This window comes from Collinsella sp. CLA-ER-H3, assembly GCF_040092425.1.
Taxonomy (GTDB): Bacteria; Actinomycetota; Coriobacteriia; order Coriobacteriales; family Coriobacteriaceae; genus Collinsella.
The window spans coordinates 24,912-50,945 of the sequence record NZ_JBBNLP010000010.1 but is presented as its reverse complement, the minus strand read 5'-3'; the positions used below and the strand labels follow the sequence as shown (position 1 = coordinate 50,945).

General features: G+C 58.9%; 17 protein-coding genes and 1 tRNA gene. 1 reads left to right on the top strand and 17 read right to left on the bottom strand.

Annotated features, from left to right (window positions below):
- Positions 1-317: 317 nt before the first annotated feature.
- The 17 genes from AAAX32_RS08740 to AAAX32_RS08660 form a co-directional block, all read right to left on the bottom strand.
- The gene (locus AAAX32_RS08740; RefSeq protein WP_349100567.1) at positions 318-1,082 is read right to left on the bottom strand and encodes a hypothetical protein; all 765 of its coding nucleotides are present in this window, start codon (positions 1,080-1,082) and stop codon (positions 318-320) included.
- Between the two features lies 1 nt (position 1,083).
- Positions 1,084-1,350, bottom strand: a complete 267-nt coding sequence (locus tag AAAX32_RS08735; RefSeq protein WP_349100566.1) for a hypothetical protein — start codon at positions 1,348-1,350, stop codon at positions 1,084-1,086.
- 253 nt (positions 1,351-1,603) lie between these two features.
- Positions 1,604-7,225, bottom strand: coding sequence for a DEAD/DEAH box helicase family protein (locus AAAX32_RS08730; protein ID WP_349100565.1), 5,622 nt, complete (start codon positions 7,223-7,225; stop codon positions 1,604-1,606).
- Positions 7,226-7,332: 107 nt separating this feature from the next.
- The gene (locus AAAX32_RS08725) at positions 7,333-7,647 is read right to left on the bottom strand and encodes a hypothetical protein (RefSeq protein ID WP_349100564.1); all 315 of its coding nucleotides are present in this window, start codon (positions 7,645-7,647) and stop codon (positions 7,333-7,335) included.
- Positions 7,648-7,874: 227 nt separating this feature from the next.
- Complete coding sequence (locus AAAX32_RS08720; protein ID WP_349100563.1) at positions 7,875-8,636, bottom strand: hypothetical protein; 762 nt, start codon at positions 8,634-8,636, stop codon at positions 7,875-7,877.
- Between the two features lie 110 nt (positions 8,637-8,746).
- Positions 8,747-9,478 (bottom strand): hypothetical protein, encoded by a 732-nt coding sequence (locus tag AAAX32_RS08715; RefSeq protein ID WP_349100562.1) that lies wholly within the window; start codon positions 9,476-9,478, stop codon positions 8,747-8,749.
- 433 nt (positions 9,479-9,911) lie between these two features.
- Complete coding sequence (locus AAAX32_RS08710) at positions 9,912-10,430, bottom strand: hypothetical protein (protein WP_349100561.1); 519 nt, start codon at positions 10,428-10,430, stop codon at positions 9,912-9,914.
- A gap of 25 nt (positions 10,431-10,455) precedes the next feature.
- Complete coding sequence (locus AAAX32_RS08705) at positions 10,456-11,901, bottom strand: phage tail tip lysozyme (RefSeq protein WP_349100560.1); 1,446 nt, start codon at positions 11,899-11,901, stop codon at positions 10,456-10,458.
- 384 nt (positions 11,902-12,285) lie between these two features.
- Entirely contained in the window at positions 12,286-15,930 is a 3,645-nt protein-coding gene (locus AAAX32_RS08700; protein ID WP_349100559.1) for a VirB4-like conjugal transfer ATPase, CD1110 family, read from the bottom strand.
- Positions 15,927-16,397 carry a PrgI family protein gene (locus tag AAAX32_RS08695; RefSeq protein WP_349100558.1) on the bottom strand — a complete coding sequence of 157 codons (471 nt, stop codon included), beginning with the start codon at positions 16,395-16,397 and terminating at the stop codon, positions 15,927-15,929. The genes AAAX32_RS08700 and AAAX32_RS08695 overlap by 4 nt, the downstream gene beginning before the upstream one ends.
- 13 nt (positions 16,398-16,410) lie before the next feature.
- Positions 16,411-18,000: a hypothetical protein gene (locus tag AAAX32_RS08690; RefSeq protein ID WP_349100557.1), complete on the bottom strand. Its 1,590-nt coding sequence runs from the start codon at positions 17,998-18,000 to the stop codon at positions 16,411-16,413.
- On the bottom strand, positions 18,000-18,218 hold the full coding sequence (locus tag AAAX32_RS08685; protein ID WP_349100556.1) for a hypothetical protein: 219 nt from the start codon (positions 18,216-18,218) through the stop codon (positions 18,000-18,002). The genes AAAX32_RS08690 and AAAX32_RS08685 overlap by 1 nt, the downstream gene beginning before the upstream one ends.
- 47 nt (positions 18,219-18,265) lie before the next feature.
- Positions 18,266-20,191, bottom strand: coding sequence for a VirD4-like conjugal transfer protein, CD1115 family (locus AAAX32_RS08680; RefSeq protein WP_349100555.1), 1,926 nt, complete (start codon positions 20,189-20,191; stop codon positions 18,266-18,268).
- A gap of 48 nt (positions 20,192-20,239) precedes the next feature.
- On the bottom strand, positions 20,240-21,304 hold the full coding sequence (locus AAAX32_RS08675) for a hypothetical protein (protein WP_349100554.1): 1,065 nt from the start codon (positions 21,302-21,304) through the stop codon (positions 20,240-20,242).
- 123 nt (positions 21,305-21,427) lie between these two features.
- On the bottom strand, positions 21,428-22,036 hold the full coding sequence (locus tag AAAX32_RS08670; RefSeq protein WP_349100552.1) for a 3'-5' exonuclease: 609 nt from the start codon (positions 22,034-22,036) through the stop codon (positions 21,428-21,430).
- Positions 22,037-22,047: 11 nt separating this feature from the next.
- Entirely contained in the window at positions 22,048-22,932 is an 885-nt protein-coding gene (locus AAAX32_RS08665) for a hypothetical protein (protein WP_349100551.1), read from the bottom strand.
- A 97-nt stretch (positions 22,933-23,029) separates the two neighbouring features.
- Positions 23,030-24,943 (bottom strand): magnesium chelatase domain-containing protein, encoded by a 1,914-nt coding sequence (locus AAAX32_RS08660; protein ID WP_349100550.1) that lies wholly within the window; start codon positions 24,941-24,943, stop codon positions 23,030-23,032.
- Between the two features lie 951 nt (positions 24,944-25,894).
- Here AAAX32_RS08660 and AAAX32_RS08655 point away from each other — a divergent pair.
- Positions 25,895-25,967 (top strand) — tRNA-Ala (locus tag AAAX32_RS08655).
- Positions 25,968-26,034: the final 67 nt, after the last annotated feature.

Genomic DNA, 26,034 nt, shown 5'->3' with positions numbered 1-26,034 from the left:
TCCAGGGGCTGTCATGAGATTAGAATCCCTCAGCAGACGCTCTCGCGCAGGATCATCTGGTGCCAGCTGGTGACATATCAATCCATAGAAACAGCCGAGCCGCCTGATTAACGTAGCCTCTCAATAGCGCAATTACTTAATGAGATTGCTACGCGACAACGTAACTTCCCGATAACGTAACTACGGCATAACGTGACTACGTGATAACGAAATTGCGCAATAACGTAACTATGTAATATCCGACTACATGATTTAACGAACTGATGAATAGCGAAAAGCCCCTGGTCAGAACAGGGGCTCTTCAACTGGCGACCAGTTTAATGCCGCGTCGAACGCTCTCTCATCTCGAGGGATTTCGTAAGGCTTTTCGTGCCGGCGGTGCCATGGACCAAAAGGCCATCGAGTCCCGATCTCAGTGCCGCGACATCTGCCGGCGAAGCCGCGTCACGCAGGATCTTCGAGTCGAGCATCGATCTCATGAAGCGTTCCGGGGTCTTTTCCGAGATGATCGCCTCGACCTCCTTGGAGATTCGGTTCGGATCGCGGTCAATGGGAACCGTCGGCATCTCCTTGGATGAGACGGGGTGCGCCCCGTTGTTCCTGAGCCAATACCTGAACTCGATATCGACATCCTCGGGAACCTCGACCTTGATCTCGTTAGTTTTCCCATCGATCACGAGGGCGCCGTAAAGCGAGTCGCGCTCGGCGTTTTCGACCAGCCCCTCCAGTTCGAGAATGCCCATTAGAATCGGGAGCTCCATCAGCTTTTCGTGCCCGGCACTGTAACTCCCGATTCCCTTGGCCTCATCGTAACTGCCGGTAAATTCGACGGTATACCCGTTGGACGTAAGCTCCGGCCATCCGAGCGCAAGCGAGGCCTCTACCTCATGCGAGACATGGGCCACGGGAGAGATGCCGCCATATGAGAAGGGCTGAACGAAAACGCCGTCGCGGCCTTTCGGGTCCCTAGTGAGTTTGAAACAGACGTCATGGGGCCTCCTTGGATAGTCGCTGTACCGGGGCGTGTACTGCACGCTAAATAAGGCGACGTAAGGTTTCCCGCTGTCATCCACAAGGTACATATCAGCTCCTCCTAATATTCATTCGCTTGACCGCAGCGTTTTCGTCTAGCTCGATGCCGCGGGCGGTCTTCTGAGCGCGTTCCGCATCGAAGGCCCTGACAAGCGCAGGCGCATACTCTTCCGCTAGCGATGCGGCCTGTAGCTTAAACATACGGGAGATGACCCCGGCATCCTGCTTCGCTTGCTTGCCTGCGAGCGCGATGGCGGCCTCGCAGATCTCATTGGTCGTCGGCTCCCTTCCACCGAACTCCGCGAGCTCATTTTTCACGTTATCCAGGGATCCGCCGTCATTTCTGGCATAGGCGGCGATATAGGCCTGTTTGAGCGCCTCGACCAGCCTTTCGTCAGCCGCAATCCCGGTCTCGGTGCCACCGCCATCTCGATAGTAGGCCGTCGTGGCCCCTCAATCGATTCGGCGAGACTTTTCCCTACGTTCATCCCGTCTCCGTTCTCATTCAACCTCAATGGGCTCCATAGCATCCAAACGGCTAGCGCCTTTGGAGGCCGACTGTGACTGTCGTTTAAAATCCATGACCGCTCGTGTGGGGATGTGCGCCCCCATCGTGTCCCCCAACACTGACGGGAGACTCCGCAATGGCAGGGCCGTCCTCGTCCTGGTCACCATCTACGCCTGACTCGTGATGGCCTTTTTCAAGCTCCTTCTGCTCCAGCTCGGCAAGCTCGCCCTGCAGCTTATCGAGATTCTCCTCACCGTCCCAGGGCTCGACAACGATTCTCCTGGCATCCTCAAGCTGCTTGTCGGAGCGCTCCATAAGGGCCCTTGCCTGGTCTAGACCGCCCGCCTCTTTCTCGATAATGCCGTCCATCTGCTGCAGCACCGTATGTGAACCGGAAGTGGCCGACGGCAGCATATGATTCGACCAGTGCGCGTCGGCCGCACCCTTGACCCTAAGGCCGATGAAAGGGTCGTAACGGAAGGTGCCGTCTCGCTCGAGCAGCGTCTGCTCCTTCTTCACGACAATCTCAAGACCGCGAAACTCTCCGATTGCCCTGACGGGGCCGATGGGACAATCTCCGGCGGCCGCTTGAATCATGCCGATTGCGCCAGCTCGATCTAGCGCCGACACGCCTCCGACCGAGACCCTTACGATATCTGCGCCCTTGTCGAGCTCCCTTTGCCTGTTCGCGCGCTCGAGGACATCGTGGTCACGTTCGAGCAACTCGAATCGCCGGCGGTTGCAAGCGGCTGAAGGCTCATAACGAGATTCGATCTGGTGGCGCATGTTTGCCACCATCTCGTCATGAGACTGCTTGAGCATGGACTGTGCCATAATCTCGCTTCTCAGCTCCTGGATCCTCTTGATATCGGGGTTACCCGACGCCACGGCGGCAAGGTCTGAGTAGGAGATTCTCGTCTCATCGATGTCATCCATGCTGCGCACAGAAGGCTTATTCGAGAAGACCTGACCGATGAAGCGCTGTTTGTGCTCGACGGTGGAGTAGAGGAAGGAGTCGAACGTTCCCTGGGCGACGTACTTGAAGTCCCTGACGCTCTCGAAAAGGTTTCCCTGGCGCCTGATTCGACCAAGGCGCTGCTCGAAATCGGAAGGCCTCCATGGGCAATCAAGGTTATGGATGGCCGCGAGTCTCGTCTGGACGTTTGTGCCCGTGCCCAGCTTCTCAGTCGAACCCATGAGGACGCGCACCTCGCCCGAACGAACCTTCTCGAAGAGTGTTTCCTTCTTCTCCGGATCGTTGCCGGCATCGCTGACGCAAGCAACCTGCTCTGAGGGGATTCCCGCCTCGATGAGGCGTCTCCTCATATCGTCTTGGATATTCCATTTTCCCGAGGCCGGGGTCGAACGGTCGCAAAAGACGAGCTGCGCGCCGCGCATGTCGGCCGTCTCCTCCCAGATTTTAAATACCTCGCGTGCGCATACCTCACATTTGCCGCCCTCCATCGGCTCAAACTCGGGGTGCATCAGTTTCGGGTCGAGCGCGACCTTCATGCCGTCGCCCGTGATCGCAAGCAGGTTATCGTTGCCCTCTGCATTTCCGGCACGGACGCGTTCGCCGCGGATTCCGAGCTTTTTGACTTCCTCGAGCTGCTCAGGCGTGGCGGGCACGGTGATATGGATCTCCTCGCAATCGGGGACCTTGAGGTTCACGGTCTCCTGCGTGACGATGTCCGTAAAGGTCCGGTAGGCGCTCATGAGCTCGGGGAGGTTATGGAACTTCGTGAAGCGCTGTTTCAGCTGGAAGCCGTTGCCCTCAGGCTTGATCTCCATCGAGTCCTCTATCGTGCCGAACGTGAACGCCCAGGACGGGAACGATGACAGGCCCTGCCTCTCGAGGAGCTCGGGGGCGAGATAGCGCTGCATGTTGTACAGCTCGCCCATCGTATTGGTGACAGGCGTGCCCGTGGCGAACACGATGTTGCGTCCATGGCCGATCTCACGAAGGTAGGTGCACTTTTCAAGCAGGCTCTCGCTGCGGTTGGACTTCGAGGAAGTCATTCCCGCAATAGCGAGGCCATACGTAGGGAGATTCTTATAGTTGTGCGCCTCGTCCACAAACAGATAGTCGAAGCCGATCTCCTCGAACGAAAGCCCTTCGGTCTTCGGAGAAGAATGGAGCTTCGAGAGCTTCTCATTGATTTTCTTGACTTCTTCCTCGAGCTTTTTAACCGAGAAGGTTCCACCGTTTTCTTGCGCATCTTCTTTGGCCCGCAGGAATTCCATCCTCCGGCGTTTGAGATAGACCTCCTTTCGCTCCTGCGAAAGGTCGAGCATATCGAAGCGCGAACCCGATACGATCACGGCGTCCCAGTCACCGTTTGCCGCGCGGCCGAAGAACTCCCTCGCCGCATCCGCGGAATCCGACTCAGATTTACCCATATAGAGCACCCTCGACCCTGGATAGAGGTAGGCAAAATCCGATGCCCACTGTTCGGTTAGGTGCTTCGGCACGACGACAAGCGGCTTGTTGGCCCGACCGAGACGCCTGGCCTCCATGCACATGGCGATACCCGTATAGGTTTTTCCGGCGCCGACGACATGTGCCACAAGCGTGCCCTCATCTGCCTGCCCAGCTCGCGCGACGGCGGCACGCTGATGCGGCCTCATCTCCACGTCGGGATTCATACCGGGAAAAGTGAGGTATGAGCCGTCATACGTCCTGGGCGCCAATCGGTTGTACCTATCGTTGTAGATTTTGCACAGCACATCTGCCCGATCCGGGTCTGCCCACACCCATTTCTCGAAAGCCGACGAAATCAAGCGCCTCCTGTCCCATGCGGCCTTAGTCCCCTGGGGGTCGGGAATCTTCTTGCCCGTGGACAGGTCGGTCTTGTTCAGCTTCGTCTCGCTGCCGTTGAGGACGGCCGAGATGACCTTGAGCGGCGAATAGCTGCTGATCCCGTATCTGGTCAGCACCTCAAGCGAAAGCTCGGTCGCGTTTCCCGTCAGGCGCCATTTTCCGGTACGGGGCTCATGGGCAACCTCAAATTTCCTCTGCTTTGCCGCAGTCATCTCGCCATCAGTTAACTCGAGCTCCTCCTCGATGAAGCTCATGACGAAGGAGGGGGGAATCCAGGGAGAACCCAGGGTCGCCGCGATCTCTCCGGGACCCAGTTCGCGTGGAAGCACGGCTTTCAGTTTCTCTTCGCAGGTGCGCAGCGCGGCGAGCCTCTCGACATCCGACTCGGTTAGGCCGAAGGCTGCCATATGTCTCTCGCGTCTAGCCCTGTACTCGGCAAGGTCATCTGAGTTGACGAGCTCCTCGTGGGGAATGGGCTGTTCGACGTCGCCCATCCAGTCAACATGGGTAGTCCTCATCACGGCCTTCTCACCAGCCTGGCGATAGCCGAGCGAGATAAGGAATTCGGCCGGCACGGTGTCTGCCTTCATCGCAGCCGCCAAAACACTCGATAGGGGCTCCTGCTCCGACTTCCGAGCAACAGGGATCCCATACGCGCGCGCCAGGTTTTTGATCGGTTCGGGGGTCTGATATGTGTTGTCAGCATCGGCACGCCCAAGCGCGACGGCAAGGACATCGGGCCCCACGCGGGGATCGGTGGACAATCGCCAGAGAACCTCCTCCGTGTTCATCCCATCGGTCGCGAAATCTCGTTTACTTGCCAGATATCCGAGCGATCTCTCGACAAGCGTTGCAATGAGGGGGTTCGTTATGGCCGCATAGCCGTTCCTGCGCTCGGTGGAGATGCGAACCCCCTCATCGAGCTCTCCCAGGGCGGCGATTAACGCCTCTCCGGTCCACGTACTGAATGACCTGTCGCGCCAGCTGTCGGGGAGGCTGCCGACATGCGCCGAGGCAATAACGGCACGGTCGGCCGTCAAGGGATGGACGCATGTATCCCACAGGCCGCTTTTCATGAGAACGTTAACGGCTCTCGCCACCTCCGCACTCGTCTCGGGAGTACGGACAGGGGGAATCGATACCGACTCGAGCCAAGAGCTTTCCCCGGCGTCGACCCGATCGCTCTCTATCTTCTTTTGCATCGAATGGATCGCATCGAGCTTCTCGCCGATATCGCCGGAAAGATATGCCTCGGCGCTCTCGATCCTCGACGTGATCGGATCGCGGACGATGAGGTCGCCGAGCCTTTGCTCAGCCTCGTCGACACCGCAGCCGAGTAGTCGCCCGATGAGCGCCAGATCGACGCCGCCCGTCCGGTCATATGAGACGGCCAGGGCATCGGCAGGGGTCTCCGAACGGTCGGGGAGGGGTGCCTGGGGGCGCACCGTGCGCTTTGAGAGGATGTCGGCCTTGCGGACGAAGTTCTTCTTGGTGTCCAGCACCTCGAGACTGAAGAGGTTGATGCCGAGCGAGCAGTCGTGATAGCCCTTCATTGTGAGGACTCTGCGGTTCTTCGGATCATTCAGGCGACCGTAGCGCTCAGCGAAGCGGTCGTAGCGGTCGCTGAGGGCCTTAATTCCAGATTCGATTGCGGCATCGGTCGATTTGGGGTCGTGCTCGAGCGAGACAAGCGCTCGAGCGGCATCCCTGAGCTCAAGCATTGCATGCGCTCGGTTCTCTGCCTCGCGATCCGCGAGCCGGAAGCGCTCGACCGTGTCGCCGTTGCCGTACCAGATCGACCCGCCGTCGCCCAGCGTGAACTCATAGAGCGCCGGATCGGTGGGAACCTGCGCGACCTCGGGCGCGGCAGACCTGTCGGGCATCCCCTCAAATGTATGAGAAATCGCACCGATGGCCTGATTTGCCAGGGACTTCCTAGCGCTATCGGCGATTCCCGTGGCGTCCAGGCCACTTATCAATGCATATCCGGGGCCGTATGCGGTCATCTCCGAGCACTGTTCGCCGACGGCCATGGACGGGTTGGAGGCAAGCAGCGCGTTCACACGGAAGCCGTCCGCGTTCGTCTCCGTGCGGACCCAGTCCGGCGCGTTGTCGTGCGTGATCTCTCGCGCCTCGGCGAGCTTCCTCAGGATAACGAGGTCGCACAGCGCGCTCGTTCCCGCCTGGCTCTCGAAAGTCTCCTTGGGGAGCCGTGCCATGCCGACAAGATCGCACTCGCGAGCAAGACTTTCACGTGTGGCCTCTCGGGCCTTGTCCATGGTATAGCGGCTCGTCAGCACAGCGACGATACCGCCGGGGCGCACGGCGGCCACGGCCCTCTTGATCATGTAGTCGTGGAGCGGCACTCCGTCGATTTTTATCGCGTCTGAGTAGGGGACGTTACCTATGGCGGCATCAAACGACCCCTCGGGGATCTCGCATTTGGCGATATCGGCGGCGACGATCGTATGGTCGGGGCAAAGCACGCGTGCAAGTCCCGCGCTCACGGGGTCGATTTCCACGCCGGTCACATGGACGTCCATACCCGCGGGGACGCAGCGCATGAAGTTGCCCGTTCCGCAGCCCGGCTCCAGAATCTCGGCTGTGCCCTCGTCACAGATACCGGCATCCCTCAACGTCTCCCAGATAAGTTCCACGACAGGGCGGGGGGTGTAGAAGGCGGTGAGGACCGTCGCGCGCTGATCGGCGAACTCATCTTCACTCAAAAGCTCTTTCAGATCCCGTGATACCTCGGCCCAGCCACCGGTTGGGTTTTCGGCAAAGGCGTTCGCGGCACCGCCCCAACCGGAATAGGCCGAAATGGCATGTGCCTCCTCGAGAGTGGCGTCTCGCCCCTCGTCCATGATCGCCTTGAGGGCGCGTAGCGCGGCGACATTGAGCCTGGCGCGCTCCAGTGGCGAATGGCCGGCCTGGATATCAGGGTTCAGGTATTCGGTGTTGTGGTGAGCGGCTAGAGTGTGAACACCGTCTCGTTGAGGGCGATCTCCTCGGCCATCTTCTGGGCGCTGTTGGCCTTGCGGATGTAGTCGTCGTACCGGCACTCGGCCATCGTGATCTGCGCGAACTCCGGTGACGCCCCGCAGCTCTCCATGCAGCTGTCCTGCAGCTCCGCGAGTCTCGTCAGGTAGTTGTGCTCCACCGCCTTGAGATACTCCTCCGTCTCGCCGGCCGCCTCCATCCTGGCCAGATCCTCCGGAGCGTTCTGCTCCATGAAGGAATACCGGAGACCCCTCACGCCCTTGTACGGGTTTTTCAGCACCGACATGCGCTTCCTCCTCGAAATCATCCTTGTGGGCGAACTTGTCGCCTCCCGCTTGGCTTACATAAGATTCCTCTTGCGCCCCAAAGTCAAGGGCCAGGCTTTGCTGCGCTTTTACGTTATCGATTTGTTCTTCGGCGGGCGCCTCATAGATCGATGAATCATCCATCGCGAAAAGGGAGATTTGCCCCTCTGCCGCAACAAAGCGCCTCGACGCTCTCCTGGCCATGGCGCTACGCCCCCTTTCGAGAGTTATTGGAGGTTCCGCGCGCACCGGAATCGAAGGAGGCGAGCATGCTCTTTAATCGCTTGGTCGTCATGGTTGCTGACTGGCCGCGCTCGGCCCGGTCACCCTGCGAGGACCGCGTTCTCGGTTTGCACTCGAATCCCGCCTTCTTGAGGGCGCGGTCGATTCTGCCCGTGGCGCCTCTCACCTGGGCACAAACGCGCTCGATACGCGCGAGAAGCAGCTCGGTATCCTCCATCGGGACACGAACCTCCAGGCCGTCATCGATCCCGTAGCGGCGAAGCGTCACGTGGGAAGCCATCGGATCCATGCCCTCAAGGTCGACGTCTTCGGAGGCCTTCGAGACCGCATCGAGCGCGACCGCATCCCCCTCGACAACACTGATTGGTGCGGCGCCGGGGCACGAGGTGAGCCCTAAATAAGCGGAGGCAGGGTAGACCGTCTCGGGAACGAGTTCGCAATCGAGAGTCAGCTCATCGTCCACTCGTCTGGCGAAGGGAACGAGAATCTCGAATCCGGCCGGGTGCTCCATGATCTTTCCGCCCAGCATATCGGCGCGCTGCCTGCTGAGGACAGACGATGTATCGGCCTCGGGATGGTCGAGCTTGAATGCCGCAAGAGCGAGAATTCCCCTCGGGCCCAGTTCGGAGTGCTCGGCCATGGCGTCGAGAATCGTGTCCCAGCCGTGCGGATGACCCATAACCGTCGCGAGCATCTCGGCAGGCGCTTCAATGTGGCTCTGTTGCATTAATTCCTCCCCGTCTCAGTCAACTACCCATCGATGATGGGGGAGTGCGCCCATGCCATCAGGTGCGGGAACAAGTGTTCATCATGACGAGACTGCTGAGGTGCACCCAATCACTGCTGACAACGGTGCACCGATGCTCCGCAAGGGGCATCTAGTCCCCGTCCCTCATAGAAAGACGCATCTTGAAGCTCGTAGAAGCATATGACAGGTGCGCCCTTATAGACACATGATTTAGCTGATTTGCTATTCCACCTTCCGACACATGGGTCATGGGCGAGGTCAAATAGGGGAGGCCATTTCTGAATAGCAAGGTCGAGGACATCCTCCTCGTTATACTCGCCGTTATGAAGGAAGGAGAAGTGAGGCGCACCTTGTTTTGCGCCTCCGCAGATTTCGACAACTGAAACCTGGCTGAAAGATTCTGAGCTTTCGCCGTCGCCAAGCAATATCCAAGACGATGGGACGACAGCGAAATCATTGTCGGCAAGATCAATCCGCCGCATGTCGCGAGACTTATTCTCTGCCACGTCCATGTAGTAAAGGGAAAAGTGTTCGTGAAGGCGCAGGAGCTGATCATAGTCACGCTCAAGTTCCGCTACGGACAGTTCCTCTGACCCATCAAATGAGAGGTGTCTCATTTCCTGCGCAGTAAGTTGAAGCTCTTTTTGGCAGGCTTTATCCATGGCCTCTGCAACTCGAGGCGTAAGACCGGTAAACATAACGCTCAGATAATCAATCGCCTCACCAGTACTTCGGATTGATTCAGGGTTCTTGCTGCGTAGCTCCTTGATTCTATCCGGCGTGGTCACCTCAACGGTCGTACCGATTTTAATCTTATTCATCTTTGAGCCCTGCAACGGTAGTCTTGCCATGTCCTGTCCATTCTCAATCGGTATTTTCGTTGACCTCGCGCCCAACGATAGAAAGGCCGCCCGGGCCTTTAGTCCGATGCCTTATCTGCGTCCGTGCCCGCGGTCTTCGGCCCCGAGGCGATCTCCGCGAGTCTCGTGAGCCCCGAGGCTATCTCGACCGCGTCCGTGCCCAACAGCCAGTCTGCAGGTACGCCGAACGTCCTCGAGAGGGCCTTGAGTGAGACTGCCGAAGGCAGCCTGACACCCGTCAACCAAAGGGCGATCGAGCGCGGCGATTGGCCGATCGTTGCCGCAAGCTCATCCTGGCCGATTCCCGTCACCCTCATGAGGGCGGCCAGGCGTCGGCGAAAGAGCAGCAGGGATGGTTCTGTTGTGTACGGCCCGGGCGCGTTCTTCATTTAGATCAGTACGTCCCGACGTTAAAGCCCTCGCCCTTGGTGTAATCGACGGTCACAGGGATCTCCGTCTCATTGGGGAAGTAGACGCGGATGACCCAGTAGGGGATGTCTGAGCCCTCGGGGCCCATTCCATGATTGACATCGCTTGACTCGATGAGCGTCTTCTCGGGAATACCGTATTCGGGGGTCAGGGACGTGAGATATCTTGCAACCACATCCTGGAAGCCCGTCTGGGTCATTTCCTCGGGCAGGTTATCAGGGACGGCAACAATCGAGGGGTCGACCTGCGTAGTTTCACCCTTGTCATCCGTGGTGCCACCTTCCGATTCATCACCCGTGCCGTAGCCATCGGCACCGACTTCACCGTCGGAGGCAGCCGAGGATTCCACCGCCGAGCTGTCATCCGTCCTGCCTGTGGGCGGAAAGAGTGCGAACGCGACGTTGATTGCAATGCAGACTATGATGATGCCTACGCAAGCGAGGATAATCCCTTTCGAATCCAGCTTCTTTCCCTTTTTGTACATGGCGAACGTTCCTTTCCCTTGTTGGCTATTTGAGTTCGACTCCACCTATCCATCCCCAATAGACTCCTGAGCCCTTACCGTAGAAGGCAATGAACTCATCGAGCGTCTTGGTGGTGATTGCACCTTCGTTGCTCATGACCTTGCCGTCACCGATGTAAATGCCGACGTGGCCATAGAGAAGTCCTGGGGTGCCGGTGCCCGGGTGGCTCGCGTCGCCGACGATCATGCCGACTTTGAGGTCGGCGGGGTTGTTGCTGTGACACCATGCCTTGACCATGTCGCAGGCGTTTCCACCGAAGGAGCCGACACCAGCCGCCTTGAATACGTTTGTCACCCACGCGGCACACCAGTTCAGGCCGGGTGAGGGCGTTGACTTACAGGCGTTGACGACGGCGAGCTGGCTTCCCGTGGCGCCCGCCAGACCCTGGCCTGGGCCGCCGAGGGTGCCGGACGTGATGGCGTTGTAGAAGTACTGCGCGTTGGTGTATCTCGATTCCCAACCGGAAGGCTTGCCTCCCACCATGGCGCACCGCTCCCAGCCCATGGCGTAGATCTTCGTCGCGGCCTCGAGATCGGTCGCATCCATGAAGGTCTGATAGGTGTAGCTACCGTCGGCACTGGAAAACGACCCCCATTCGTCGTGATCAGACCAGAACTCGAGCTGGACATCGAGGTCGTACCAGTTCTTGCCTTTCTCCTTTGCGAATTGAGCCAGGCGAAGGCGGCGCCCTCCGTCCCATTGACCTATACCGGTCGCCTTGTTATATACAGAGCCTCTCGAAACGATCTCGTCGTTTGTTTTCGGGTTCTTTCCGTCCAGCCAATAGGCATGCGAACCCATTGCCTGGTCAGCCATCGGATATATCTTATGATTTGAGGATCCAGCGGACTCATGACAGTAGTTGCCCATGATGGCGGCGGCGTGGATGTCGTCGCAACCGTGGTCTTTGAGGTACAGGTAGATGGTGAGCTCGTCGCCGTCCAGGCTGCCGCCGTTGCTCGCCCCTCCCGCCTGCTGGCCGAACTGCACGAGCCCGAGCGACGAGGCGAGGATCGCCCCCATGAGCAGAAGGCCGCCGAGGGAGAGCAGCGAGGCGAATATGGCGATCCTGTTCTTCCATTCCCTGAGGGAGAGAAGCTGCTTTCTTCCCTTACGGCCCTTGAATAGCTTTCGGGAGAGCTTGCCGCCGGCGGCGCGCCCCGCCTTCTTGCTAAGGGAGGCCTGCTTGAGGGCGACCTTCCTCTTCCTATGCAAAACCATCTTGCGATGGTCCTTGAGCTTTTTGACGGCGGCCGGGTCCTTCTTGAATGAACCCGGACTGCGCCTCATAAGGATGTCGAGCTCGACCGCATTGGCGCGCTTAAGTGTCTTGGAGGCGCTACCGGCAATCGGGGCGACGGGGACCGTAGCCACCTTTTTCGCGAGCGATGAGGATGCCAGGAGCTGGGCCGAGGGCGTTGCGCCCGACACAGCGGCCCCGCGTCGGGAAGACGAGGCCATGCCGGAGGGGGAGAAACCCGATCCCTCCGAGGTATCTGTGTCGGGCGCATCGGCTTCGGATGCCCCTGCTATGGATGATTTCGCGACCGACGCGAAGGTGCCGCCGTAAGAGGCGGCGCCCGCGGCGGCGGATGCCGCACGCGAGCGCGTCGATTTCTGGGCGCTGAGACGGGAAAAGTCCGAGGAGCCGGATCGCGGCCTGTTCGGACGCGGCGAGGACCCTTCCCATGCGGAAGCGCGCCGCGACTCGGCTTCGAGCACGGCGGGCACGGTGCCCGTACGCCGGCTGGCGGCGGTACGGGAATCCGCATGGGCAAGGTTTGAGCTATATCTCGTCGAGCGCGGTTTCATCTACTAGCCTACGAAACCGGAGCCGTCGGCATATTCGTTGAGGCCCTCAGGGCTGATCTCGTCGGGGCTGGCGAACATGCCGCCGACGTCCTCACCGCTGTCATTCTGATATTTCAGCAGGGTAGACATAGCGCCTGCGACCGATGCGCTACCAAATTGCTGGTCCGCCTGCGGCTGGGGAGCGGCAGCTACCTGAGAAGCAACCTGGGCACGATGGCGCTGCGCTGCACGCTGGTTCGGATACATGCCGTTGGGCTGCGCGAAGCTCGTCGCGGGGTCCTGATGGGCAGGTGAGGAAGGAGCCGGCTGTGAAGGGGCCTGGGTCTGGGTGCGCGGACGAGGTGCCGAGTCCATCTGCTGCTGACGGGTGCCGTTTGACCAGGAACCCGGCTGCGCATTGAGGTCTTCAGCAGGTCGAGCTTGCTCGGGAGCGGGCGCGGGCTGAGGCTTCACCTCGGCCTCGAGCCCGTTAGCGCGCTCCGACATTGCCACGAGCGCCGGCAGCGTGTAGCCGACCTCGGAGCCGGAGAGGGCCACTGTGCCGTTCGAGAAGGCGATGTCGCCGGAGGGCTCGCTTCCGAGCGTGACCCCGACAGAGGACAGCGCAAGCGCGAAGTCGTCAAAATGGGTGTCGCTCTCGCGGGTGAAGACCTGATCGATTGCGTTCAGGACGAGGTCCTTGAGCTCAGATTCGGCCTGTGCGCGCAGCTCCTCCTCGGTCGGGAGTCGGCGAGTGTTGAAGCGCGAGAAGTCCGCGCCCTCCTGGAAGTCACGAATATCCATTTCTTCCATCCTTTCCTTATTGGCGGTAACCGCATTCCGGTTGCCGCCGCCGTTGAAACCAAATTGGCCACTCGCGGGCCGAGTACCGGGTCGTGGACGCGACGGGGGAGCCATGTGCGCAGGTGACGGAACGTTACGGCCGATCTCCTCACGCGTGGATCGCGGAGTCGAAGACGGGGCGTCCTCAGGCTCGTCGAGCGCGGCGACGTCTGGGTTTGCCGCCGTCGACTTGACTGCACGGCGCTTGATATCGGCGGGACGGGTCGTGCAGATGTCGTAGAGCGTCGGGCAGATCTTCGAATCAATCTGGAAGTCGAAATGCACCACGCGATTCTTGAACACATAGAGACCCTCGCCGGGATGGGCGGTTGCCAGGACCTTCGTTTGGCTCTCGGAGAGGTTGAACAGCTCCTGGAAGTCGGGGAGGAGGTCGCTTGTCTGCTGCAGAATCGTCACGAAGGGACTGTTCTGGAACATGTAGCGCGTCTCCTCACTGTTGAGGACGCGCGAGAGGTTCTGCGTGATGGCATTGATGTAGAAGTCCCATTTACCGCCGCGCGTGAAGAAGCGGTCGATCTGGCTGCGGGCGTAGGGGCTGTCGAGCAGGAGCTGGAACTCGTCGATGATGAGCCAGGTTCGCCTGCCGGCACGGCGGTTCGCCGAGACGCGAACCCAGATGTGGTCGAGGATGATGAGCAGTGCCAGCGGCTTGAGCTCGCTGGACAGCTCGTGCAGGTCGAAACACACGAGATTCGATTGGAGGTTCACGTTCGTCGGATGGTTGAACAGCGACAGCGTACCCGTGACGTAGCGGCGAATGAGCTTAGCCAAGTCGCGGGCGTCGCGCATGTCAGAGCCCTGCTCGGACATCAGGAAGTCGTAGATATCCTGGAGCGTCGGAAGGTTCTCGGGTCTCGGGTCGTCCAAGTACCGGTTGTATGCGTATGCGGCGGCGGCGTCGAGGACGTTTGCCTGGGCATCGTTGACGCTGCTTGCCATCATGCGGACGAGCGACTGGATGAAGGACACCTTCGCGGGCACGGGGGAGGACTTCGTCTCCGGATCGTCCGAGCCGTATGCAAGGGAGATGTCGAGGGGGTTGATGAAGTCGCCGGAATTCTCGGCGATGCGGATGACCTGGCCGCCCAGATACTCGGTGGGCGTGACGTACTCGCCCTCGGGGTCAATCGTGATCACGTCGTCGTCCGGATGCTTCAGGTGCACAGGGATAATGCGCGTGATCTTCGAATTGAATGACTTGCCGGATCGGGGCTGTGCCAGCGTGAAGCTGTTCGTGTGCTCATGGGACACGGGGTCGTAGACGATGAACGAGCGGGTCTCGGCGTTGAGGCCCATGATGTTACCGCCCGGATCGTTCATCTCGGCGGCAACGAACATCAGCATGTGTGACAGGGGGTCCGTGGTCAGCGTTCGCTCATACGGAATGTAGGGGGCGCCGATCGGCAGGGCGGTCGAGAAGGACTCCTCGCGAAGGGCCCGCCATGAATCGGGATAGGGCTTCCTGTGAGTGGAGAACACCTTCTCCACCTCGCGGCAGGCCTCCTCGAGTTCAGTCTCCGTGCGCCCCTGGACGGTCACGACGGTCGTGACGCCAAAGGCGTGCATCTCCGCGCTCTCAAGGTCGTCTCGGAACGCCTCGGCGTCCTCCTGGGCCTCGCGCATCGCGGGCGGCATGTTGTTCTGGTCGACGAAGTAGCCGACCTCGGGACGGCTCGTATTGAACTGATAGGTGTTGTTCTCCTCGGTAATCTCGTGCAGATGGTTCTCGGCGGCTGAAATTGCCGCGGAGAACTCCCAGGGACGGATATGCCATGCGACGGTGAGGTCGTAGGGCAGGCCCGTCAGATCCGAGATAAAGGAGTCCTTCATGGTCTTACCGTAACCGTCGAGGGTTACGTCGTAGGTCTTAACCCAGCGACGGCCGACGATCATACGGGGATCGCCACGGTAGCCGTCTGCGGTGAGGACGGAGGAGGGTGCCACGAGCTCGCGAGTCGTCAGGCCGACGGTCCCGGACAGGCGCTCGAAGTTCGCCGTGCCCGGAGTGTCATCCTGGCGCGTCATGGTCTGGATGATGTCAAGGCGCTGCTGGCCGTCGAGGACGTGTGCGTCGGAACCGAGGTCGCGCATGAAGCGCAGGAAGGAATCCGCCTCCTGGGACAGCCGAGGCACCGCACGCTCCAGCGTGTCGGCGGTAACGGCAATCGTGATGATGCGGTCGCGGCGCACCGAGCGGGATGACTTGGCGAGCATGGAGCGGGTCCACGCGTTGTACTCACGGCGCAGGACGTTGCCGCGCTCGTCACCTGGAACCTCGCGGAACAGCAGGTCAGAAGCGAACTCCTCCGGGCTCACACGCTTGTTCATGATGAAGATGCCGAGACGAACCGTATGGTCGAGCGAGTCGAGGTATCCCGCCCACGCCTCGCGAACGAGATACTGGTCCTCGGGTCGCGCCCCCTGATAGTTGACGTCATCGACGCGAAGGGCGATGGAGTAGGTCTCGCTGTCGATGCGCATGACGCCGTCAACCGTGAGCAACTCGTAGGGGACGAGTTTCGTGGTCGACCACTTAGGCTGGACGAGCTTCACATCGGTCGAGAGCGCAGTGTTGACGCCCAGCTCCATCTGTTCCTCGTCAGTCGCCCAAGAGGATCCGAGGGGGATGGATGGCACATCGGCACCGTATTTCGCGACATACTTGTCACGCTTCTTCTTCAGCTTTTTCAGGCGTTTGTCCATCTGACGCACGCCCTTCTGCCAACCGGCCTCGAGAGCGTTCGCGCGGCGCTGCTCGGCCTCGGCAATCTCTCGTTCGAGATCGTCAATAGTCAGTTTGCTCATCTAGGGTTTCTCCCATCGTTTCTCACGGAGGCCTCAGCCATCGCCTGGGCGATTCCCGCCGGCACGGCCTCCTGTTCCAACTTCCTCGCCTTCCTTGCTGCCTTATCGCGGCGTTTCTGATCGCGCACTTCGGCCTTCGTCTTCTTCGGAACAGCCACCTCGAAAGTCGGAACTGCGAGCGTGAGCTGATCGGGCTCGGCGCGGTCCTTCAGCATAAGAGGAAGCCATTTCTCGGACTTGAGGCCGTGGTGCGAATGGAGGCCAATGACGCCGATTGCCACGCAAATCGGTATCACCGTGTAGGTGACAATATCGAGGCTCCAGCCCCATGCGTAGACGCCGTATATGCCGACCGACACGACAGCGACGGCGCCGAGCGCGGCTATGGCTGAACGCTTGGAAAAGCGCCCGAAGATGTTTCTCGCGACGTAGTTGTTGATGTCGTCGCGTACGAATGTCTCAGCCATTTCACTACCTTCCCTAGACAAGGCCAAACAGGCTGTTGGCAACGACCTTTGACTTGTTCACGATTTCCATAATGCAAAGAACCGAACACATCGACGGAATGAGCGCGGCCGCGGCGCCCCCGAAACCATTTAGGGTGCTCGTATCGGACGTGATGGGGGCAATAAGTTCGGTTGCGACCGTATTGATGAGGGGAATCATGCCAATCGCGATGACAATCATCACTGCCTGGAAACAGACCGCAGCGAAACGCTTGAGATAGCCGACGCCCATGGGCCTTGATTTGTCGTCAGCAAAGAACGATAGGCAAAGGGGGCTTGCCGCGGCCCTTAAATAGATTTCACCTATACGTACGAAGATGGTCGTCAGCACGGTGAATAGACAGGCTACGCAGGCAACAAGTGAGACGATGGCGAGGATGAGAAGGATAAACGAAGTTCCAGCCTGTGCGTAAGTCAGGGCGTCGAATGATTTGATCACCTGGTCTTTTATGCCAATAGAGTTGGTAGTATCGATCCCCATTGATGCAAGCGTACTATTCACGATGCCCACAAGGTGTTGGGCGAGAACGTATACGGCTGCACAGATGTCCATCGCGTGGATGATGAGGGTGTAGCTCACCGCGAACATCATGACTACGAAGGCGAGGCTTGCCATGATATCGACGCCGGCCATCTTGCGGCGAACATCCAGCTGGTGCATGAGGGCGACGCCGAAGGTCAGGCCGAGAAACGCCATGGCATAGGGCTGGAAAGCGCCTTTCGAAAGCTTCGACGCCATAGTGTAGAACTGGGCGAAAGGACCATTGGTAAAGTCGGATGTGAATGCAGTATTCGCCGTAGAGGACACTAGCGAAATGCACCATTCGGCAAGGCTCGTTGCGCTTTCCGCAAGCCCACGGCAGAAGGTCCACACCAGATTTTCAGCCGCATATTTAAAGAAATTAAACGACAAGGCGAATTTTGGAGGGTTTTTACTAATTAGCTTATCGTCTAAATCGTCTTCTTCCTTTGCTACCGAGTCATTAGAGCCGCTGGGCTTGTTATTATCATTTCGGTTAACGCTGGTTGAGGCGGACGCAGCCTTTTCCCAACCATCGGGCGCCCATGAAGGCTCGAAGTTTTTCTTTAGGTCTTCCTTCTGTAAGCCACCGGTGTACTTCTTGCTTTTGCTATGTGACTTATCGACAACCTTGCCGTTTTTATCGTAGTAGACGGGCCCCTCGACGGTGTTTCCGTTAATGCCGATCGTTACGGTGTAGCCGATCTTGTAGGCCTTGATACCGCCATGCTCGAAGGTCACATACTTGTTCTTGTCGATGTCGCTCCACTTGATGGTAATTTGCTGACACTCGGGGGCCATGTTGTCAAAGCCGACGTTGACGTTCCACTGCCCCTTTTGCGCAGCATAAGCAATTGTCGCAATGGCGCAGGCCACAACAAGCGTCAAGACGCTGACGGTAGCAAAACGCAAGACGCGATCACCAAACGAAGTCGGCCTCTCGTCATATTCAAATTCGCCATACGGGTCTGTCGGCCTAGGCGACGTAGCACCACCGATGGGGGAGCCGGCCGCGAGGGCGAGCAGCCTCTCTTGGATATCCATTATCCGAGGATGCCGTTGAACAGCTGGGAGATGATGTGGGAGACACCACAGCCGGCAATAAAGACGCCGGCGAGAACCTGCCACCACTCGGTACCGTGGCCGGGGCGGCCCTTGGTCTTCTCCTCGAGTAGGTTGTAGACGCCCCACAGGGCAAACAGGGAGCCGCCAGCGATCATGACGTTCTCGAATTTGGTGACAAGGTCAGCAAGCTGTTCCATTGAAGTTTTCCTTCCCTTAAGGATAGTTGATGCCTATTCACGCGCCCTCAGGCGTCGATGACGATGGTTTTGGGGTTAGTGCGGTCTATGAGCACGACACCCTCCGGTGTTGACACGTCAGGGCTATCCGCGTGCCGCCTGGCGCGCGCCCACTCGAGCATGTCGGTCTTGCCGGCGCTGAGATACTCCTTGCGCCTAGGGTGAATCTCGGGATCGGCCTTGAGGTCGCGAAACCACATACCCTGCTTGTAATGGGTCACGCACTCGTCAGGGGACAGGCCGTCCTCCTCGTTGAAGCTGTAGAGCTCCTCGGGGCTCATAAGCGGGACCTTGACGTATCTCGTACTCTCCTGAATGGATTTGCCGCTCGCGGAGTTCGAGACGGAGTAATCCGTGAACTTCTTCGTGGTGTTGCCCATCTCGCGCGATATCTGCTCGCAATCGGAAAAGAGGGAGGAACCCATGTACATAAAAATGGCCGAGTTTGCTCGGATGGATTCCGACTGCTTGCCGTACCGGGCCTCGAGCTGCTTGCCGTCCTGCACGATCGCGCAGAGGTTGATCCAGAATTTGCGGCTCTCGGCGAAAAGCTTCTCGAGGTCGGGGATCTTGCCTATCTGGGCCAGCTCGTCGAGGTAGCAATAAAGGGGAATCTCGAGATGGCCGATTCCGTTCGTTGACCCGATATCCTTCGAGATATCGAACAACTGGTTCAGGGCCATCGCGGCGACGAAGTCATAGGGGCCGCCGCCGGACTTGATGCAGAAGAAGATTGCGCGCTTGCGCTTGTCGATAGACTGGAGATCGAGCTCGTCACGCCCCAGCATCTTCCTGATTGCGGGGTTGTTGAGCCTTTGCAGGCGTGCGGCACACGAGGACACGACCGCCGCCATCTGCTCGGGAGCGCCGGCGTTGGCCTTGAAAGTGCGGTAGTTGGTGAGGACCGAGTTCTCGGGGAGCGACTCGTCGTCCAGCGCGTCCTCACCGTAGGTATCGATGATGTACTGCGCGAACCCGTCGAAGCCGTCGCGTTCCCGTGTCCCCTCGAATACGAGGTCGAGCTTGTTGATGCCCTCGGCGCCGTCGGCCTTTGCCATCGCGAGATAGTCGATGATGCCGGGAAGGGTGCAGTCGGCGGTATTGCCGTTGGCCTTGAACCAGAAGACGAACATGCCGCAAACGCAGGTGTAGAAGTTCTTCTCCATATCGATGAAGAATTGCTGGTCCCCATGCGTATCCTCGCCCTTGGTGTTCGAGATAAACATATTGACCAGGGAGTTGATAGACGTGACGTCGCGGCAGTTGATGAGCGGGTTGTAAGGGGTCGAGGCCAGGATGTGCTCCTCATCGCGCAAGTCGATTACCTGCACGTCATAGCCATTGTTCTCCAAAAACGCCGCCGATGCACGGAACAGCTCGCCCGAAGGGTCGGTGAAGACCATGTTGCCGTTCATTTGCATAATCTGGTTGGTCACGAAACGGTATGACTTTCCGGCGCCCGATCCGGCCATGATGAACATGTTGCGGTTCGGCACCTGGCTCTCGCGCCTGATCGGGTCCTTCCTATCGTTGACGATGGATGTGCCGGCGACCTTGCTGTTGAGCGAGAGGATGATATTGTCGTCCTCGACCGTCTCACACCATTCGGGAACCGGCCACTCGGCTGTCGCCTTGTTGTGCGAGTACAGCAGACGCTCCTGGGCGGTCGAGAAACGCTGAGATCCATATTGCTTTGCAGGAGAGATGTCCTCGCCGGGCGCCTCATGCTTAAGGAAAACGGCAAGGGCGATTACGATGGCAGCGACGACTGAGGCCAGCAACGGAACACCACCGAAGTAGATACCAAGGGGCCGACGGGATGCCGCCCACGCGACGAACGCCACGACGTCATCGGACGTCTCGATACCGTTTGTTCCGAGCATGACCTTCTGGACCGTGAGGTTCACGATCCAGAAGGCGGCAGATCCCAGCACGACGGCTCCGACGGCTTTCGTTATGTCTATCCTTGGCGGCTTCATCGGCTACCTCTTGACCCGCTTGTTGAGGGTTCGGGAGTGCGTGGCCGGACGGTTCTGGTTTCCGATTTGGTGACGGTTGGCCTTGCGGTCGGCTGCGTCGCGCATATTGACGGCGCGGATGACCTCATGCGAGCCCATCTGCTTGGTTCGTCCCTGGCGCTGCTGGAGTCTGACTGACCCCTCAAAGGCCTCGCGGTCCTTCAGTGTCTCGATTTGGGTGTGGCACCGGACGATGGCATCGGCACGGTCCTCCCGAAGCACGCCCTTGTCATCGCCCTCGCAGATTTGGTTCCCGATTTTTGCCGTGCGACCGTCGGGATCGGTAATCCTGAAGGCTCCGGCCGTGGAGACGGCGGCGGTGTAGACGGTACCGTCCCAACCGGTGAACTTACGCTTGTACATACCATCGTTCTGGTCGAACTTCCAAGACTCCCCCAGATATTCGATATTCTCCGGTGCAGGCGGGAGCCCTACCGGGGGAAGGCCCACGGCGGGTAGCCCGATTGCCGGAAGGGCGGGGTACTCTTTTGGCTGCGAAGGCGACTGGATATCGTTTGGATTGGCGGGCGTCTGGACGCCGCTCTCGGCTGGGCCCCTCATCGCGTTGTCCACGTCGGCATTCGAGATCAGCTTCCTCTCGATTGCCGTCTCGATGCAGGCGGCGAGAGCCTCCTGGTCCTTCATCTTGTATTCGATTGCGAAATAGCCGGTCGCCGGGTCTTCAAAAACGGCGAACCCGATGCGGTGCTTTCGGCAGATATCGGAAAGAAGCGATAGGTCGCCACGGTCAAGCGCGCCCTCCTTGCCAAGGTTCACGAGCTTGATGACGTCGTTGCGGTCGCGCCTGAGCGTGTGCTCAGTAACGAGACCATAGCGGCCGAGCCCATTCACATGGCTGATCGCGTGGTTCGCGCCGCGACCGGCGATTCTGCCGGTACCCCCAGCAACCTTGCCGGTACCACGCGCGAGCGCTCTCATCGTGATGATGAGAACTTCGCGCGCCGGCGGCAGGACAGCCTGGCCGAGCATCAGCAGAACACGCATGGCCTCTTCATTCTCTCCGGGCATTACTGCTACCTCCCTCCGGCGACGTGTAGTTGGGGCCGCACATAAGCGGCCCAAACTACAGTTTTCGCCATATAGGCCACCCGTGCCGACCGGTTTGGTGCCACAAGGTGACAATTTCTCTATTTAGCTATGTCTGTGTACACCGGGGCGCTTGACATGCGTGCCTGGTTGCTTCTGGCCCTCGGTAACTGCAGTCGTGTGTCGATATAGACGCCTTGTAGCCAAGGCATCGGCGAGCGCATCGTGCGGAGCGCCCTCGAAGCAGTACCCCATGGCATCTGCCGCAGAGGTGAGTCTCCATCTGGTATGGGACTCCGAGAACGGGCCGTGCACGCGCCCGAATTCCTCCATCGCATCGACAATTTCCGCAGTCTGCGGAATGACGATGCCCTCATGCTCGAGGAATCCAAGGTCGAATCCGACATTCCATCCGACAATCTTTTCCGTGCGGTCGAATAGCGACTGGACGGCCTCGAGATAGCTCTTAAAAGGCTTATAGTTCACCACCGAATCGGGTGAGATGTGGTTCACGCGCTCCGCGGCAGGCCACTCGGTCTTATGCTGCGGCTTGACGCGCAAATGAACCGACGAAGGAGACTCCCGATGCTCGATGTCGAGAACCATAGCCAGTGTCAAGATCTCATCGCCGTCAAAGGGGTCGAGCCCCGTCGTCTCGGTGTCGATCGTCATGCACTCGATTGGAGAGTCGAAAGGCACTAAGGTAATGCTCATCTTGTCGCCCCCTATGCCTGTCCGTAATGGAAATAGCCGGTGCGATTGGGAACCGTGGTATGGAGTGCGCCCTCGGCACCGCCACCCAACTTACGGCTGATCTGCGCGATGAGGCTTTTCGTGCCGGGCATCTCGTGGGCGCGCTCGGTCTTGATATCGCTCTTTTGGACATAGCCCCCGTCGACAGACTCATCCCACTCGTCCTGGGTCGCCTCGGTGTAATAGACGGGCGCATCGGGATCGTTCTCGATAGCCTGGGAAGCAAGCGAATCGATGTGGTCGGAGTTTCCCATCACGGCGGCATGGACAACATCATCGGTGAGTGCACCGCCGTTCGAGATGTACTCATAGAGGCTCTGGTCGGCCGGGTCGGGAATCACTCGGCCGAACTGCTCGTCCGTCACATAACCCTCATCGCCGATTCTGAATTGGCCATAGGGGCCTGCCGGCCAGGGCATGGCGATGCGCGAGAGCTCGGTGTCCGCCATGACATAGAATTTCATGACGGCGAGCTTCTCATCTCGAGAGATATAGTCCTGAACGGCGATGGGGGCCTTCGGGTTGATATGGGTTCGATCAGACGGCGAGAGCGCAAGGCCTCGTTCGATCTCATATTCGGCCTGAGCAGTGGAGGCCGTGAACAGGGCCTGCGCGATCAGCCAGGACTTCTGACCCGCATATGTGTCGGGAGCGATACCGTCAAGAGCGACCTCGGCCACAACCGAGAGAAGGTTGGGCTCTGCCATAATCGCGCCGAGCGCGGCGACAGCCGGCCACTTAAGGTATCCCTCGCATTGCTGCGGGTCCATGATCATTTCGCGCGCAGCATCGAAAACACGGTCGAGGTCGAGCAGGCCCAGCCCCGCTGCCACCGCCGACCTATCCAGGTTGTCCATACGGCTCTCCCTTCGGTCATAGTTCCGTTGGTTGTATCGTCCGCCCTTGGGCCTGTCGATGAGAGCCGCTGAACAACTGTTCCTAGATTTTGATTCGTTAATGTTTAAGCGATTGAGCGTGGGGGAGGGTCACGTCGCGCTCCATCGACACGACTCCATCGGGCGATGCCGTGCTTTTGGTCGCAAGTCGAAGCGAGTCAATGATCTTTTTCGTGCTGGGACTGCAATCGACTCTATGGGGGGCCACGCTCAGCTCTTCATACTGATCAAGGATCGCGTCCACCTTCCGCGACTCGTCGAAGGTCTGGCCGCGGTAGAGCTTATAGTCGTGTCCACCGATGCTGACGAGGCCGTCGGACATGAGAGCAATGCCTTTCGCTTCAATCGCAGGCACAATGGCGAAATTTACACCTGCGGCGATGGCAATATCCTTGTATTCATTGGGAATGACCATCTCGCGAAATTCGGACAGATCCCTCATCGAAAGAAACGCATTTAGGTTAACTTCAACGGCGTCATATCCACCCCGTCCGGCGCCATCTATAACAGAGCCGAATATCTCCGAGTCCATGAGAATGCCAGGCAGCGGATCCGCACTTGACCTCTGCATGTAAACAGTGCGATCTCCTTGGGCGGGCCCGTCGAGGTTAACGGTCACGTCGGACCAAAGTTCACCAAACGAGTCGGAACCATCGGTCACATCGAAGGCTTGGATGCAGAGTGTATCGTTCTCCTCGTAGAACTGCTTCACGAGCTCAACGGTCTTCGGCTCGCCGTCAACCGAATAATTGACCTTGATGCCGCCCTTGGTGGTTGCATCTACATAGAGGCTGCTGTCCTCGATGCGCTTTTTGAGGTTCTCCCCATAGGCGACCAACGATCCCGGGAGCGCCTGAATTTGAGATAGGCCTTTTTCCAATTGGTCAATATCGACAACGACTGGCTGCTCGATTTTAGGGAACGGACCCAGCTGAAACGCTTTCATCGCATAGTCGCTTCGGTCTTCCCTAGCCGTCATAACGAGGGCGGCGTCGCTTGGAAACAGAGTAGTACCGTCAACCCTAACGATCCTGACGGTATCTCGCCTTGTCGCCGATGCCACAGACTGAAGAACATGCGACGAAGCCTGGTCGATATTTCCGAGAACGATGGCGCCGCCGCTTGCGGCAGAGATTACACCCGGCCTAATTGGGCGCCCGCCGCCGATAATACCTGCGATGCTCGCTGTCCCGATATCAGAGATTACGGCAACGTTACCCTTCGCACCGACACCGGCAAGGTCCCTCATGAGCGTCGCCTCATCGCTTTCGCCGACGCGGAAGAACGCGCGAAGTGCCTCCCCCGCACGCTCCGGGCTATCCGTCTCAATTAGGATGGGAATGCGCGTCGCAAGGGCTTCGGCCACAGTAGAGACTGCAGCGGGCGGGTAAACCGGACTCAATTGATCTGGTTCAGCCGGCATAGACCTTCCGAGAAGATTCTCAGGATTTCCCAATGAATCTGATGAAATCGAGTCCAAGACCTGAAGGCTCGGATGAGCTGGCCTCAATCCGAGGGGAGTTGCCGCGGAGACGACTCCCTGGAGATTCAACTCATGGCAGAGATTCTCGACTGCAATGGTGCCCCGACACGACGTCACGTTACCGCCGAAGTCAAGCGATCCGAATAACAGCTTATCCTTGATATACGTAGGATCGAGCTGCCCCGAGGCGCTCAGGATTCCAAGTGCGATGGGCAGCGCGAGAGAGCCTGCATCTCGGATTCGACCCGAGAAGGCCCTGCTATAGGCGGGTGAGGGCATGACCTCGATAGAACCGCTTTCTCGTGGCAAGGTGTATCCCTGCGCCCTGAGTGCGCACCTGACAATGCCCCGCAACTCAACGGCGGCGTTGTCCTGAATGCCTAGAATGTTCATACCGGGAATTCCCGGTTTGAATTCAATCGCGATGTCAATGGGTACCGCCGAGGCGCCCTCCACAATGGCGCCATGGACAACTGTACGATTGCTCATAACTTGCTCCATTCCTCAATGGTCCTGAGGTAAGTTTGATGGTGGACCGCACGAGCATGGCCTCAATGAACAACTGTTCAACCGGTTCAGATGTGATTTTGTCAATACAGTACAGGGCTTTCCGATAGCAAGATGGGCTAGATAAGTGATCAAATCGGCAAACAGAGAAACGGGCCGTAATAAAAATAGATTGTTTGCACCGAATAAAACTATCGTTAGCCAAATTTGGAATCCGCTTTTATCCACACTTTTCGTTATATTTCTGCTTTTAGTTTCGGTTTTAAAAATGGACTCATAATCCCTGGGTTCTGGGTTCGAATCCCGGAGGGCCCACCAGAGAATCAAGAAGCCGGGCAAATAGCCCGGCTTCTTTTTGCTAAAATTCCCACTCCACATGCCTGCGAAATTGTCTTGATAAACGTTTTCGGTCAAATCCACGCAATAGTTAATGCTGATTGACAAGAACCATTTCAAAACCATGCCGGATTACGGGGCTGGACCCGGACCGGCCGTCCATGCCCTGCATTTCGCTGAATGCGCAAGTCGTCTACCTGCGGTTTTTATTTTACCGATTACGGCATGCTCGGGGGTTCCCGGCCTGGCCCCGTAAACCGGCATGGTTTTGAAATCGCCGGGTCGGCGGGAGCGCGATTGGCCCCGATAATGGGCCCGGCGCCGGCGGGATGGTCGTTGGGCGGATGGCGGCCCGTGGGGTGGAAGCGAAAACCGGCGAGCGGCGGAACCCGAGATGCCCTGGGGGCGCCGGGGAGGAGGGCGGCGGCAGCGCCGCCGCCTGCGGCGCGCGCCCCGCGGGCCGGATCCGGCATCGCGGGTCCCTTGCCCTCGAGTCCGCGCCGCGCTCTCGTCCCAGCGGCGCCCGCGCCTCCGGAAAGTTTTTCCAAAATTGTCCTTGCATCGGCGGGGGAGTTCCCGTATAGTACTTCTTCGCACGGGGGCGTAGCTCAGCTGGGAGAGCGCTTGACTGGCAGTCAAGAGGTCAGGGGTTCGATCCCCCTCGTCTCCACCCGAGCATTGAATGAGGCTCCAACGCAAGTTGGGGCCTTTTTTCATATAGGCACACAAGGTCAAAG